Origin of the sequence: Nostoc sp. CMAA1605, assembly GCF_021596505.1 — a bacterium.
Taxonomy (GTDB): domain Bacteria; phylum Cyanobacteriota; class Cyanobacteriia; order Cyanobacteriales; family Nostocaceae; genus Trichormus.
On the sequence record NZ_PJIZ01000110.1, the window covers coordinates 1 to 16,043 of the forward strand.

Sequence of the window (16,043 nt, forward strand, 5' to 3'; positions counted from 1 at the left end):
GGCTTCAGCCCTGACTACAAGCGAATCATTTGGAAAAATAAATGACAATTAGCTTATCAACATACGCAGATTACACCTTAAATGCTTGAGGTGCAGACATATTGGTAGCTGTGGAACCAACCGCCGTTTTCCTCAATGACTTCTGTTGCTTAAAGTACATAGACACTTCAGCCCAGGTATATAGGAATCCGACTGGAATGTTGAAATTACTTACGTAGGAAGGGAACAGGGAAAAGGGTAAGTAGGAATAAAAATGTACTGATTTTCTTTTAGGAATCAAATATGAGTCCTATATACGCTTAAAATAATGCTAAAACGCGTTTAGTTAATATTAGACGAAAGTCTAATATATTTCTGAAAAGATGTTCTACACGGAATGATTACCTGCGTCGAAGCACCAGAAAAAACCAGACCATCGATACCAATAGTGAAGATATTAGTAGAGACGAGCGTCTACACCTACGACCAGACAGACCAGAATCATAGCAAAGATATCTAAAAGCACAGACTTTCGCAAAAATCCACTGGCGCAGGTATTCTTGAGAGCGCGATCGCCAAACTTTACAGTCTACTGAACGTCATTTAACTGGGGTTGGCAACAATCAATTAGTGGTTGAGTGCTTATTTCTCCCAAGCCAACTGAAGACAGTAAAGTTGTCCATTGTGTCAATAAATCCTGATTTTGAGGATATTTCAGGCGTAATTCTGCTAAATTCATGATGGCATCGTACCAAACACCATTTTCGGCGTAAAGTGTGACCTGTTGTTGGGGTTGTGCTTGTTTGAGTTGTGCGTTAAGTGTGGAATTTTGGTTAATTCTTTGTATCCAACCTTCTGTATAGTCTAGTTTCAAAGGTTGTTGCTGGTCGCATTGTAACCTGACTTTTAAAAACCAGTGATACATCGTTCCCATCTGTAATGATGTGACGGTAGAAGGTAGATTAACCTTAATAATTCCTGGGGATTTTGGAATTGTCAAATTAGTCCGATATAAAGTTTTATTTTTGTTATTGGTTTGTTCTTGTAAAACAAAATCAATGTTTTTCATAGACGAGACATTGTAGGGAATAAAAAAGAAGAATTGAGGATATTCCGCGTTTGTTAAACCCCAAACTTGAGTGATGGGAATAATTGTTTGCTCACCTGAGTTAAGAGTTGTTTGATAGGTGGGAACTAAGGCCGTTATGGTTTGACTATTTGCAGTGCATCCACGACTAGCAGCACCGCTTCTCGAACCTGTTGCACCCCGGTTTGGTGGTGGTGGTGGTGGAACAAATTTTAAGGATGCTAGATGATGATTAACTGGTAAAGCCTGAAGTTTTAAAGGATAGGATATATTGCTTGTAAAGCATATTCCCAAGGCTATGGTTAATTGCAGGATTTTCATAATTTGTAGTTAAGTAAAAATATATGTTTATGCTTCTTGGATAGGCTTAATTACTGTGATGAGCATGACAGCAGTAGTTCCTAAAGCGATCGCCGCAGGTACAAAAGGAATCCAACAACTATATAGTATTAATAATATCAGGCAAAAACCGTATAAACTCAGAAACATTCCCCCAACTGCCCAACCTAAATAAGTAGGTTGTCGCAGATATGCAGCAAGTAAACCGCCAATTATCGCCCAACCCCAAACCCAAATCACTTCACCCCAAATATTCCAAGTCCACAAAAGAGGCCGTCCATCTAAAGCCGCACTCAACAATTGACTTATCATCTGTGCTTGTAAAGAAACTCCGGCTATTTGCTGTGACTCACCTTTTGAGGAAGAGTAGGGCGTAAGTGAATAATCTCGAAAACTTTCGGCGGTTGTACCAATTAAAACTATTTTGTCTTGAACTGCATCAGGTGGGAGTTTACCAGTTAATACTTGTTGTAAGGTGATGCGGGGAGCGATCGCTTCTAAGTCGGGAAAGGAGCGATAATTAAGTAAAATTTGGTGTCCTAAAGCGTCAATACCTTGGTAGCCTCCGGTATGGGTTGCGATGGGTGAAAATGTGAGATGGCCTAATTGCCATGCTCCATCAGGAGTGAATTTTAACTGAATGCCTTCCTGATATAAATAGCGTAAAACCAACTGCACATTTAAAGCATAAGGTGCAGTACAGGGAGATGAGGGAGGAGGAGCTAACGCCAACAGATGACGACGCACCACATTATCGGGATCAATAGCGGTATCACTAAAACCGAGAGCATGAGGAGGAACTTCTGGCGGTGGTTTAATCCCTGGTTTGCTAGTTTGGGAATTACTCACTTGACATACTGCCACAAAGCGATCGCCATTTTTCATCCGTGCCGCCAACTTGGGATAACCTGGCTCTACAGCGTAATCTCGGTATATATCCAAACCAATTACTCGTGGTTTATACGTCTCTAATTTTTCCAACAATTTATCTAAAGCCTCATCTGACAAAGACCCACGCCGATTTGCAGATTGGGTTGGCACATCTTCTTCTGTAACTTCAATTATCAGTATTCGAGAATCTGGTTGTTCCTGGGGACGCAAACGCAGCATATAGTCAAAGGCCATTAACTCCCATGATTGCAGGAAACCAAAATACCGTACACCCATTAACAATGCTGTGGTAACTATACTTGTCAGCATCACCCCAGATAAAGCTGTCCCAAGCTTAATACCTCTCTTCGTTGGGGTTTCAGGTACGGGTGTGATTTGCTGACTATTGTGGTTGAGGTGTAATTCTCGCCACAGCAAAGGTGTAGTTGCCGGATTTTGATAAATTACAGGCAACCAAGTCGCACAGGGAAATTGCGTCTCTAACCCTTGCAAACGTTCCCGTGCTTCTCTAACTGCTATGTATAAAGATTCACCGCGAGCAAAAGCTTCTAAAAAATACTTGAGAAATTGTTGCGCCACCCTATCAGGGACGGGTTCTCGCATAACGATGATTTGGGGTATATGCAAATCTGCAAACTCCCGCGCCAAACCCAAACCATCACAGGAGTTAAAAATTGCCAAATGCAAACCTTTTTCTACGGCTTTTCGCAACCCATACTTTAATTGACTAATTGTCAGGCTTTCTGTTTGATTAAGATAAATTTTTCCTTCATGACTACTGCCATCAGTAGCACTATGTCCCGCGAAAAACAAAATCTGCCAGTCTTGTTCCCATAGCTGGTCAGTCAGGTCTTTGCTGGATGGTTCGACTAGGAAAGTAGTATTGGCGTGAGGTAATGCTGCTAAGATTTGACTATCTGTTTGGATATCAATTCCTTGACTATTGCCCAAAATTGCTAAAACTTTCACCTGTGACTGAGGCTGTGAGTTGCGGTTGACTTGTTCATAACTAGGCGCACTCAACGCAACTTCGGCTTTGGGATAGCGTTCTAAAACCTCCCACAAATGCCAAGGCAGTTTTTGCAATCTCAAATCATTGGTTTGTAGCAGTACACGGATATGGTCTTCCGGTAGGAGTCTTTCCAGCCATTTTTCCCGAATCGGGCGAAAAATAGGGGATGATAGCCAAATATTTAACTGAAATTTCAAATTATCTGCCGCTTTTTGGCAATCTTCCCTAGAAGGGTTTTGTTTTGATTGCTTAGGAATACCGATAGGACGACCAGCAAATTTCAGTTGACGATAAATAGACTGCCATTGATGGTAACAGAGGGGAATTTCTGGGTTCGGTGGGAGTTCCGCAGTAATTTCTAAAATTGGGCGGAAATCTTCATCACTAATTTGCAATGTGACAGGAAATCCCGCCTCAAAATTGCCTGTGCCTAACTTTAAAACGACTAACTTACCCAACGTCAGTACCCCAGATATGGCAATGTAACTTACTTTAGTACGAAAGGTTACACTACAATATGCACTCAATCAGTCGTCAACGTGCTGCTAACCAAGATTGCAAATCAGCAAGACTAGTAAAATCTAACAGTGCTTCGGTCAAATCTTCGAGGACAGGCAAAGGTAAACTAGAAATTAGCGATCGCGTTTCTGGAGAAATTTCACCAAATCGCTTCGTTAGCAGTCGCATAATTATATTAACTGTTGCCTCCTCACGTCCTTCCTCACGTCCTTCCTCACGTCCTTCCTCACGCCCTTCTTCTTTAATTTCTCGGTAAACGCGTGTTTCCTTGAGTGTTATCCCCAGCATTGTTTCTACCTCCAATCTACTTAATTGCTCAAACTTGTACACCATGATTGTTGTGATCATTTCTATTATGGCGCGACTCGTAGGTGATGAGACTTCCTGACTAGAAGAGGCAGGCGGGCAGGGAGCAGGGAGAGGGGGGGAGATGAGTAAATTCCCCTGCCAAAAGGGATACAAGCCCCTAAATTTATTTATGAAAAAAGAAGAAATACTGCATCCTTATGTCAAGCCCCTACATTTATGTATGGGGTTCTCACCCCTGCCCCCTGCCCCCTGCCCCCTTTCCTCTTGTTGACTGCTACCGAATCAAATCTATAGGCATCCGCATTTTCTGGGGGATTTGTCAATAATTCAAATAATAAAGTTGGAGATTGTTGAAATAGTTTGTAAAAAATTGAGTCTCGACGCATAAATAATTTAGATTTGACTTAGGAGCAACCGCACTAGCGGCGTTACCACTCGCCACGAATGAAAGAAAAGCTCTTGTTTCTTCTTCACTGTCAGCTGTCACCTATATTTCTTAGGAGCAAGCACCACTGGATATAGACAAACCACGAGGGGTAGTATTTGGTACTTGAGCTACTAAAGATACATTACCATCTTGATCGACAATCCAGCCTTGCGCCTCAACTATATTCGCTGGAGAAGATGGCAGACTTTCATAACTGACATGAGTATTTTGACCAACGTTGGGAGAATCTAAGGTTATCCATCGTGCTGTAGATACTTCACCTTGAAATGGTTCTATTGGACTGCGGGGAATTCCTCCCCTACCTGTGACAGTAAAGGAACTACGTCTGGCAGGATTACCTGGGTTACAACTAGAAACAATTTGCTTTGACGCATCCGTAAGATTACTAGGTAACTGTACCAAACCCCGACTTGGATCTATCTCAGGTGTATTAATTGTGACTGTCCCTGTTAAGCCAAACTGGGAACTAGCATCGATGTCGTTAGTATTATTTGGTGGTGTTGATGGGCGTTGTTCTAAATTAAAAATGCTCCGAGCATTAATATTAATATTGCCACCCCGCCCTTGAAAAGCATTAGCAGTGATATCGCTATTTTCATCAGGGACGGCAACTATAAAGCCACTATCAATCAAGATGTTACCACCATCTCCACCAGCCTGATTGATGCCTGCGGTAGTGGAGATTTGACTGTTGCGGCGTAATAGTAAGATTTCGTCGATTTGGAGCGTCATATTTCCGCCCTGACCTGATGTAGTTGTGGCTGAGAGAACTGCTTGATTATCTAGCAACAGGTTACGAGCTGCCAGTTCTAAATTGCCTGCATCTCCTAATCCCTGATTGTTCACACCAATTGTGGCTTGATCTCGCAGTGTTAACTTATCGGTTTCAATCCTCAAGTTTCCCGCCGTGCCGATACCTTGAGAGGCAGTAAACAAACCACTAGGAAACTGCTGACCGGACTGATCTCTAAAAAACGTCCGATTGGGAATTTGTGGAACTGTACCAGTTAGTTCAATGGAATCAGAAGCTTTGATCAACAGATTTCCACCTTTACCGCTACTAAAAGTCCCAACCCCTATTTGCGCTCCGTTTTGGACGATTAGTTGAGCAGTGTCAATTGTGATTTCGCCTGCGTCGCCCCGACCGTTAGTGATTGCAAACACAATGGTGGGTTCACCATTATCAGAGGTGCCAGTTAATTGGATCTCGGAAGCCTGGATGTTAATGTTTCCCCCCTTGCCTGTACTGTTCGGGAAAACAGCAGCTAAAGTTTGTGCGCCTTTGCTAGCAAGAAACCTTCCTGTATTGACGGTCAAAGTACCGCCGTCTCCAGAACCTTGGGTCTGCACTCTCAACCCACTGCCAAAACCCACTGCCAATACCTCTGAGGCATTGACGAGTATATTGCCTCCCCTACCCCGATTAAAAGTTGTGGCAGTTACCCTTGCCCCATCTAGTAGAATTAGGCTGCCTGTGTTCACTGTGACAGTACCACCGTTGCCAGTCCCCTGAGTCTGTGCTGTCAAACTGCTGATAAAACTACCATTTCGACCAATAACTTCTACTGACTCCCTTGCATTTACAAGCACCTCACCCCCCCTACCCGCATTGGTAGTTCTGGAACTTACCTGTCCACCATCCTGGAGTATCAACTTCCCTGTATTAATCTCCACTCTGCCTCCGTCGCCGGTACCTTGAGTCCGTGCTGCCAAGCTGCTGGCAAAACTGGCATTTTGAGCAATACCAATGCCAATAACTTCTACTGATTCCCTGGCATTGACGAGTATATTGCCTCCACGACCCTGATTCAATGTGGTGGCACTTACTTGTCCGCCATTCTGAATTATCAGCTTTCTTGTATCGATCACTACTCTGCCACCGTGGCCAATATCTTGAGTGTCTGCTGCCAAGCTGCTGATAAACCTGCCATTTTGAGCAAAGCCAATCACTTTCACGGACTCTCTAGCATTGACGAGTACATCACCCCCGTTACCTTGACCAAAAGCTGTGGCATTTACCTGTCCGCCATCCAGGAGTATCAGTTTTCCTGTATTAATCTCTACTGTGCCACTTTCACCTGTACTCTCACGGTCAGCAAGTGCAAATAAGCCGCTAGAAGCTATTGGTGCAGTACCAATAGCTTCCACTGACTCTGAAGCGTTAACCAGTAAATTGCCTCCACGCCCCTGACTATAAGTTGAGGCACTTACCTGTCCCCCAGATTGGAGTATCACTCGTTTAGTTGTTATCTCCACTCTGCCGCCATCTCCAGTATTATTGGCAGCAGAAAATAAGCCACTGGTAAAATTTCCATTGGCAGCGATTCCTGTGACTTCGACTAACTCTGAGGCGTTGACAATAATCTTTCCGCCACTGCCTTGGTTAAAAGTGCTAGATGATACTTGCGCCCCATTTTGGAGGATCAACTTTTTGGTGTTAATTTCTATATCACCTGCTTTGCCAATACTTGTTGTTTCAGTTAAAAAGAGGCTAGCCTCGTCATTGGGGGCGGTGCCACTGGCTTCGATAGATTCAGAAGCTCTGATGCTGATAGTTCCTCCACTTCCGTCACCACGGGTCAGGGACAAAATCAATGAACCATCTTGTAGTGCCACTCGCCGTCCCTGCATTTGAATATTGCCACCTCCAACACCACTGGTGTCAATAGCAGCAGTTTGGGAGAGGAGGATGTCTTGGAAGTTCTGCACACCCTGATTACTCAATTCCCAGCCTGGGGTGGTTGGGGTAAGGCCTACTAAACCCTCTCCTTGAACGCTCCAAACTGCAACTCGCCCTGATTTAGCACTCAAACTTCCGCCTTCCAGTACGACTTCACCACCAGCCAGAGCCAAAGTTTGACCGGGGTCAACCTCCAGACCACCGGAGCGATTGAACTCAAGTACCTCACCAGTCTCCTGATTAACTCTCAATTCATTACCTTGCCCCTGGACGAGAATTCTCCCTGGATTTTGTCCGTATTGCAAGCCAATGGGGACATTGAGCGTTAGAAAAGGAGGAGCAGAGGGGTTAGTAGTGCTAAATTCTATACCATTATTAAATTTGATGCTCTGGGCTGTACTAGCTAAAAACGAACCACGGAGGTCAAGCCTCGCATTAGTCCCAAAAATAATGCCATTGGGATTTAGTAAAAATAGATTGGCTCCACCGTTAACACCAAGCGTCCCCAAAATTGTTGATGGATTAGTTCCAGTGACTCGGCTGAAAATGTTTTCAATTCCCCCAGGATTAGTGAAAAAGACTCGCTGTCCATCTGCAACATTGAATTCTTGAAAACTGTGAAATATGCTTGTACCTCTTATAGCTCCGCCATCTACTTGAACAGCAGGAAGACCGCCTATACTAACATTTGGAGTCAGCATAGAACTTTCTGCACCTAAGAAGGAATCAGGGGTAATCTGAGCTGTGGCAAAGTCTCCTGATGCAATGTATGCTGCACATATGGCTATGAAACTGGTAATTCTCACTAGCCAGCACCTAGATGAACAGCTAAGACTCATGATTACCATCCTCAACAATATTAGAACCTTAGTTTTGTACGAACTATAGATGGGGAAGTTGAAATCAAGAGGTTATGATTTCAAACCTGGTAATTTTGGATACAAATCCCCTTCTGGTTGTGGTGGTGGTGGCAAAGGTGTAGGCGCGATCGCTGGCCGACCATTAGGATCAGTGTCTTGAGTTGAAGTCAGGCTACCTCCATTGATTTGTTCTTGCTCACTGGGAGTAAGTTCAATCAACCAATCGATATGCTGCAAGTTTTTTTGTTTGTCTTTCATCTTTACCTTTTTTGTTTCTTCAGTACCTTACAAAATAATCAGACTCTTGTAACAATCTATAAGATTGCATAATTTAGTTAAAATGCTTGTATTCAATTATTTAGCCTAAGTTTAAACTCTTACGGAAGTTTAAATTTTATTTACAAAAAATCACCTTTGAATTAGTTACGGTGTAGGAATTATGGAGATGGAAATCATCATTTTTAATAGGAGTTCGGCTTTTTCAAAAATTCAATATGAGTTATAGAGATGATTATTTGATTTATATTAACAGCAAGGAAATTCATTGATAGGACTTGATCACTGAATCATCTCCAGTCAACATCTAGGAATATGCTTTGATGCCTGAAATCATTTGCTTAGTAAGGGAACAGAGAGCAGCGCGGTCTTGGAGTCTCCTCCGAAGTTCAGAGCAGAGGTTTCCTCCACTCTAACTTCTCTCCAAGTGGAGCGACTGCGGAGGAACGGGGAACGGGGAAGAAGGAATAAAAGTGTACCTAGCTTCGCACAAATCAAATATGAGTCCTATAAACTGTTCAAAATTTAATTTGCATACCATGTGTAGCCTGCTGATAGATATTGGACTTTTCATTTGGAATTTGGAATTACTGATTACAAGTCAGCAATTAACCTGACTTTTCTAAGCAAGAATTTCAAGACGGTTTCTTTGCGAGAAATAATATCAGCTCGTCCCTGCATTCCTGGCTGAATAGTACATTGATGATTACTTGTACCAAATGATAAGTTTTCTGGAAGTATCGTGACTTCGTAAACCTCACTCGCACTACCTTGGGTGGATTTAATTGTATCTTGAGAAATTTGACTGACAACACCTTTGAGAGTGCCGTAATCAGGATAGGGACAAGCTGAAACCCGCATCTGTACTTCTTGACTTGGTGCCAACTTACTGACATCATCAGGGGAAACTGTAGCTTTGATGACTAAGGGCGCATGACTAGGGACAATTTGAGCAATTTCCTCACCTTGACTGACTGATTGTCCAGGGTTTCGCAAGTTTAATTGGGAGAGAATCCCGTCTTCGGTGACTGTAATTTGAGTCTGACTGAGATCCTTTTCTACTTGTTGGAGTTCGCTGGTGTCACGCTGGAGTTGATTTTTAATTTGTAATCGTTGCTGAAACAAACCTTCCCATTCTCGCTTGAGGGTGGCGAGTGTGGCTTGACCACTAGCCATTTCTTGGGCAATAGTTTGTTGAGCGATCGCTACTTCGGAATCACTAGGATTCAGCGCAGTTTGAGCGCGGCGCAGTTTGGCTTGTTCGGCGGTTACAGCTTGTTGTTGTTGGGCGATGATTTGCTGTTGCGCCTCAATGGTGGCTTGTCGCACTTCCACAGCTTGCTGTTGTTGAGCTACATCTAACTGTACTTCTTCCAACTGATTCAAAGATAAAGCACCAGCTTGGACTACTTGCTGATAGCGATCGCGTTTGGCTTTAGCTGCGTTCATCGCGGCTTTGGTTGACTGCAAGTTAGCATGGGCAGAACGCAATTCTACCTGCGCTTTATACCATTCGTTGCGCGCTCTATTTAAGTTCGCCTGGGCTGCTTCTACTTCCGTTTGAGCCGTAATTTGCTGATCTCGATAATTGCGTTGGGCGCGATGGAATGCAGCTTTGGCTGAACTCACCACCCGATTTTGGCGATCGCTTTCCGCTTGCATTTGTCGATTCAAGGCTGTAATTTGAGCATCAATTTGCAGTAGTTGCAGTTGTGCTTGCTGGATGTTGCTTTGCAGTTGATTTTTTTGAGTTTGCAGGCGGGAATCATCAATGGTAGCTAGCACATCTCCCTTTTTTACTACCTGATTTTCTTTGACCAAAACCTTGGTGACTTGACCAGCCATCGCCGCTTGCACGAGGCGCAATTCTCCTGTAGGGCGGATAGTTGCTTGTCCTGGAACTGTGACTCTGTATTCAATAATAGAAGATAAGGCGATCGCTCCCCCCACACCGCCAACGAGTAATAAACTACCGATTTTAATCCAATTACTAATCGGCGGGAGAAATTCATTGCTTTTAATTAAAGGTAGAGAGTCGGTGTTAATGTGATTAACCATGACCTTTTGCTGAGTAAAGATTAGCGAATGCTACTTGAGAAACTTCCATTGGGTTGACAGTGGCAAGAATTTTTACTGAAGGATAAATCTACACCATCCAGAAAATCTGAATGCTCACCAGCTTGACCACTTAGAACCTCTGGAGAACCTTGAATTTTTAATCGTCCTTGTTCCAGCATCACAATCCAATCAGCTTGCTGAATCACTTTGGGACGGTGGCTAATTAAAATAGTGGTTTGCCCTTGGCGATGAGTTAGCAATCGGTTTAATACTTCAGCTTCACTCACGGGGTCGAGTGCGCCAGTAGATTCATCTAAAATCAGCACTGGCGGGTTATTCACAATGGCTCTAGCAATGGCTAATCTTTGCCGTTGTCCCCCTGAAAGATTCGCCCCAAATTCGCCTAATACAGTTTGATATTTGTCGGGGAGATTGCTAATAAACTCATCAGCCCCAGCAATCTGACAAGCTTGGACAATCTGCTCAAAGCTAATATCAGGCGCACCTAAACGGAAGTTTTCAATAATTGACCGACTCCAAAAGTGTGCATCTTGCGGTACTAGCACCACTTGTTGGCGGAAACAGTCTAAAGAAATATCTTCTAAATTATAAATACCAAAGCGAATATTACCAGACTGGAGTTGATATAAACCTGCAATCAATTTAGCTAGGGTACTTTTACCACAGCCAGATTTACCAATCAGCGCAATTACCTGACCCCCAGGAATCGTCAGCGAGAAATCTTCCAGTAGTTCAACTCTGCCTGGATGATGAAAGTTCAGGTTAGTACAGGTAATATCTGCGTTGCTCTGAATTTTTACCCAAGGCTTTTGACTGTGATCTAAAATTTCTGGGGTAGCGTCAATGACTTCGGTGAGACGTTGGGTAGCTGTTTTAGCACGGGTAAATTCATCAACAAAATCGATAGTAGTTTGAATAAAGCTGCTAAAGTTACCATTCATGCTATTAAATGCCAGGAGCATCCCAATCGATAATTCCTGGCGAATAACTAAGGTGCTGCCAAACCAAATTAAAGCGATGCTACCAATGTTAGATACTAAATTTGAGAAGACACCGTTAACAATACCAATTTGAATAGTACGGAAGGTAAAGTTAGCCAAATTACTAAAACGCCATTGAAACTCTTCCCAGAATTGGGGAGCAGCAGCAGTGGTTTTTAAGGTAATTGCACCTTTGAAAGTTTCCACTAAAACACCTTGGTTCTCGGCGGATAACACTAAAACACTGCGAATTTTTTGCTGTAAGGTGGGTAAGAAAACTATTGTAGATAGGGTCATCAAGAGAGCGATCGCACCAGCTAATATTGTAAGTTTGATACTGTAAAACAGCATGAAACCTAAAGATACTAAGGCGATAAAAAATTGGCTGGGCAGACTTACAACAATCTGAGAAATTAATTGATTAATTTGTTGAATATCTTCCAGGCGACTGACAATTTCCCCACTGCGCCGCGATTCATAATAACTTAAAGGTAAGCGTAAAATCTGCCTGCCAAATTCAAAAATTAATCCTAATTGCAAACGTTGTGAAAAGTGGGCGACGAGATTTGATTGGGCTAACCGTAGACTACTGCTGATGAGGTGCATAGCAATTACCGCTATAGCCACACTAGTCAGAAGTTGACTATCTCCCCGCACTAGCACATCATCGGTGAGAATTTGTAACAGGAAGGGAGAAGCGAGGGAAAGTAAACCTAAAACCGAGTTGAGCAACAAGGTTTGAGCCAAAACACCACGATAAGGGGCAATACGCCGCAGAAAGCGACCAAAACCGCCAATTTTTTCTTGTTCATCTTCCTGAGTAAAAAAGCGGACTGGATCGGGTTCTAATAGGAGCATGACTCCGTTTGTCCAGGCTTCTAAAAGCCATTTTTTTTCCAGATAACGGATACCTGCACCTGGATCAGCAATGACGTATTTATTGCCCTGTTTGCCATATAAAACTACCCAGTGATAACCTTTCCAATGAATAATTGCTGGTAAGGGAATAGTTTTTTCGTTGAAAGTCTCCAGACTTACTTTTACTGCTCGTGCATTAAAACCAAGGGCTTCTGCGCCTTGTTTCAATCCTAAGAGGGTGCTTCCTTGCTGTCCTGTACCGACAGCTTCCCGGCAGCGAGTAATACTAAAAGTTTTACTATAATGTTTAGCCACTGTTGCTAGACTGGCAGCACCGCAGTCTTCTTCGCTATGTTGTTGAATTAGATGGTATTTCATGAATTAAACCGCCGATGTACGCTGATAAACGCCGATCACTAAGTATTAAGCTTGGGCGGTTCTAGCCCCAAGACTGAGGGAACAATCTCTGGTGCTGCAAGGCGTAGTAATTCATAACCAATCCCCGCTAGTCCAGTCATTAATCCTGGTGTTTCCACTCTCAAGGGAACACCACAGAGCCAACCGTGTTGATTGATACCTGCAAGAATGGCCGCAGCAGAGCGATCAACTTCAGTTTTCCACTGCGGATCATCAAGAGTTAAACTAGCTTGCAACAGCAATTCTAGGTTGCCTAAATCTCCATGACAAAGGGAATGGTTGTGACCAAATCCATTGACTAAAGTGGTTTTCAAAGCTGTGTTAATTTCGGAACGGATTTGCTGATTATCAAGGTGTGAAAGGGAACGTAAGCGAGCTAGTCCAATTCCTGGCGCACCGTGACACCATGCCGTCATGCAGGTATGTTGGAGGTGATTTTTTTCGAGAACGTGAGCAGTAAAATTGCGTAAATCTAGCCAGTTACTAACTTCAGGAACAAACAGGCTACGCTCGTATTCAATAGCAGCTAAGGCAGTGGTTTTAAAACGCTGTTCACCAGTCAATGATGCCAACTCTAACAACGCCCAAGCTATACCCGCTACACCATGAGAAAACCCTGCTAACGGTGCTGTATCTGATATATTCGTACTCCAAGCGATACCATGCTGCATCGGTTGAGCGCAGGCGATGAGACGATCGCCACATTGCATTGCTGTCGCCAGGGTGCGATCGCTTGGCACACAATGATACAGGGTAATTAAACTAGCAAGACACCCAGCCGCACCGCTAATAATATCCAGTTGTTCATCTTTGGCAATGAGATCGGGGAGAAGTTGGACAATCTTTTCGGCTTCTGTTAGCAGTGTAGGTTGATGCCATAGTTTACTTAAATGGGATAAAGTATAAATAATTCCTCCCCAAGCGTCAAACATCCCAATAGATTTGACATCAGATTGTCTAGCATCTATTTGTCGGAGAATGGTATTTAATGCAGATTTCGCTAAATTGCTATAGCGTTCCTCATCCGTGATAGAACCTAGATAAGCCAGAAATAATGCTACTCCTGGTAATCCATTATACAAATCAATGTCTAGTCCGGTGAGCAACCATGTTTCTTGAGGAGTCAGCTGTAAACCAATCCAAGTAGCATCCTGTTCACTAGACAATGCTAACGTCTCTAAGCGATCGCCAACTGCTTGTGCTGCTTTTAGTAATTGTTCACGACTAACTTGATCATCTACAGGAATTACAGAGTAACTGGTTTGCTGTTTTTGCTCCCCTACCTTAACCAAGGTTGTCAAAGAAGCACGAATAAACCACAGTTGTTGCGTCAAATCAGCTTCCCCAAGTTGCTGAAAACGACGCTGGACTAAAGCCATACTTGATTCAGCAAAAAAGTCAACAATTCTCTCACCAGAACTAGTCCACAAATCCCGTGAATTGGGGCGAGTAGTGAATAGGGGAACGTCACCTTGCCATAAATCTTGGCGTTCAGCAGCCATGACTTGAGTTAAATGAGGTTCTTGTGCAACTCCTAGCCATAGCTTATCAAACAGGCGATCGCGGTCTAAAGCATTCCGTAAAACGTCGGGATGAAAGCCTTCAGTTAAGAGTAAGCTGTAGATATAAGTAGAACGAATAATCGCCCGTACATAATATTCCCCAAAGCCAGCTAAAATTCCATTTTCCGCCAGTAACTCGTCTCGATGTTTAAACAGCAACCAATAAAGATTAGTAAATCCTGTAATTAGAGAATCAGTATAATCTAATACACTAATTTCCTGTCCGTTGCAAGTTGGTCGATTTTGGTTTCCTGGCATTTCTATGCGTTTGCGCTTCAGAGATACTTCATCAGTTCCCTGTCCTTCCGAATAAAGAACCCGATAAGGTGTAAGCTGACCTTGTGCAGACCCCAAACCACTCAAGTCAAGGCCTTCATAGTCATCATTGCCATAAATTTTCTGTGGCAATAATCCAATACTCAATACGGAGAAAGCTATTTTTTTGTAAGCCAGTAAGTCTGATTTGACAAGTTCCACTCGCTCAAAGTGAGGATGAAACAAAGCTTCCAAGTCAATCAAAATAGGATGCTCACCTGCGGCGATTAAGTTCTCACTGTGAAAATCAGTTGCTTGCAAGGCGTATAGTAACGCTAAGTAACCACCCTGACGTTGATAAAAACGTTGAATCTCTTCTGTTGTCTGACATTCAGCAGCAGTAATGAACTCTACCCAACCATAAGTACCCCGTTCTAAAATCTTTAAGGTGTAAAATGGCGGATGAGTACCCCGCTTATTTAACCAAGTCAGTAGTTCTTGGAAATGCACATCAACAGCTAGGCTTCTCGGTTTATAAACAATCTGCAACCCAGAGCTAAATTTAGCAATCAGAACAGAACGTCCACCATGATGAGTATCACCTGCACCACCGTCTAAATCTACCAGCACTCCTAGCTGATTTTCAGGGCTAAACAGCTTGCAGATATCAGTCCAATCAGCACACAGATGGCGCAGAAACTCTAAACTGAACTGCATCCAGTGGTCAATACAAATTTTGATTTGGTGCGCGAGAACTGGATATTCTTGCAACAAAGCCAAAGCTTGAGAAGGCTGTCGTAAATTGGCAATGAAGTTTTGAAATCTTTCTCCAGGCGTATCCCCATTTAACAAACCTTGCAATCGCGCCACATTGATTTCTAAAACCATCGTTCGATGTAACATGGGCAACAATTGTCTTAGTAAATTGCCCAGGAAGATATCCATCACACTTTCAGCGTCAAATGGTAACTCTGATTGATGCTGAATGAGTTTTTGCATCTCCTTATTTAGTTGCTCAAAGCCTTGCTGAATAAGTGGTTCAACGACATATAAAAAACCAGTTGTTTCTTCTTTGAGCATATCTGGAGGCAGAAATATATGAGTATAAGAGTTAGCTGCTTTCTTAAAGGCTTGTTCTATTTCTGACACCCATGCTGGAGGAGAAACGCGATCGCCCATAACCTCCATTGGCGTACCCAAAATGTACAGGAATTCTTCCTCAGTTACACCATCTAATTTTAAACGCTCCTCCCAATCAGCATCACTCATAAATGAGTTTTGTTCCCGCCAGCGTTGCATTCTTTGTTGTGCTGTTTTGGCATTGATTTGCTGTTGAGATTTAGAGGAATTAAGTATATTTAGTAAGGCAATACGTTCAGCTAATGTCAGAGATTGCAGCCATTGTTTATTAATAACAGAATTTTGATTAAGCATAGTTTTTATTCCGAAATCACATTCAAAAAAGCTGGGAAAGGTGAACCAGAAAGGCTCA

At 43.0% G+C, this 16,043-nt stretch carries 8 protein-coding genes and 1 pseudogene; 1 reads left to right on the top strand and 8 read right to left on the bottom strand.

Annotated features, from left to right (window positions below; all coding sequences use genetic code 11):
• Positions 1 to 568 precede the first annotated feature (568 nt).
• The 4 genes and pseudogenes from CV014_RS25660 to CV014_RS25675 all read right to left on the bottom strand — a co-directional run bounded on the left by CV014_RS25660 (position 569) and on the right by CV014_RS25675 (position 8,070).
• Positions 569 to 1,387 (bottom strand): DUF928 domain-containing protein, encoded by an 819-nt coding sequence (locus CV014_RS25660; protein WP_236144601.1) that lies wholly within the window; start codon positions 1,385 to 1,387, stop codon positions 569 to 571.
• A 27-nt stretch (positions 1,388 to 1,414) separates the two neighbouring features.
• Positions 1,415 to 3,766: a CHASE2 domain-containing protein gene (locus tag CV014_RS25665; protein ID WP_236144602.1), complete on the bottom strand. Its 2,352-nt coding sequence runs from the start codon at positions 3,764 to 3,766 to the stop codon at positions 1,415 to 1,417.
• A gap of 76 nt (positions 3,767 to 3,842) precedes the next feature.
• Positions 3,843 to 4,522, bottom strand: a pseudogene (locus CV014_RS25670) (DUF4351 domain-containing protein).
• A 110-nt stretch (positions 4,523 to 4,632) separates the two neighbouring features.
• Positions 4,633 to 8,070, bottom strand: a complete 3,438-nt coding sequence (locus tag CV014_RS25675) for a two-partner secretion domain-containing protein (protein ID WP_329608448.1) — start codon at positions 8,068 to 8,070, stop codon at positions 4,633 to 4,635.
• Between CV014_RS25675 and CV014_RS25680 the strand changes: the two genes are divergently transcribed.
• Positions 8,009 to 8,152: a hypothetical protein gene (locus tag CV014_RS25680; RefSeq protein WP_236144604.1), complete on the top strand. Its 144-nt coding sequence runs from the start codon at positions 8,009 to 8,011 to the stop codon at positions 8,150 to 8,152. The two genes, CV014_RS25675 and CV014_RS25680, sit on opposite strands and share 62 nt — an antisense overlap.
• Before the next feature lie 23 nt (positions 8,153 to 8,175).
• On the opposite strand, the gene CV014_RS25685 is transcribed toward CV014_RS25680, so the two are convergent.
• The 4 genes from CV014_RS25685 to CV014_RS25700 form a co-directional block, all read right to left on the bottom strand.
• Positions 8,176 to 8,382 (bottom strand): hypothetical protein, encoded by a 207-nt coding sequence (locus CV014_RS25685; RefSeq protein ID WP_236144605.1) that lies wholly within the window; start codon positions 8,380 to 8,382, stop codon positions 8,176 to 8,178.
• A 612-nt stretch (positions 8,383 to 8,994) separates the two neighbouring features.
• Positions 8,995 to 10,458: an HlyD family secretion protein gene (locus CV014_RS25690; RefSeq protein WP_236144606.1), complete on the bottom strand. Its 1,464-nt coding sequence runs from the start codon at positions 10,456 to 10,458 to the stop codon at positions 8,995 to 8,997.
• 20 nt (positions 10,459 to 10,478) lie between these two features.
• Positions 10,479 to 12,695, bottom strand: coding sequence for a peptidase domain-containing ABC transporter (locus CV014_RS25695; protein ID WP_236144607.1), 2,217 nt, complete (start codon positions 12,693 to 12,695; stop codon positions 10,479 to 10,481).
• Positions 12,696 to 12,733: 38 nt separating this feature from the next.
• The gene (locus CV014_RS25700; RefSeq protein WP_236144608.1) at positions 12,734 to 15,985 is read right to left on the bottom strand and encodes a type 2 lanthipeptide synthetase LanM family protein; all 3,252 of its coding nucleotides are present in this window, start codon (positions 15,983 to 15,985) and stop codon (positions 12,734 to 12,736) included.
• Positions 15,986 to 16,043 lie beyond the last annotated feature (58 nt).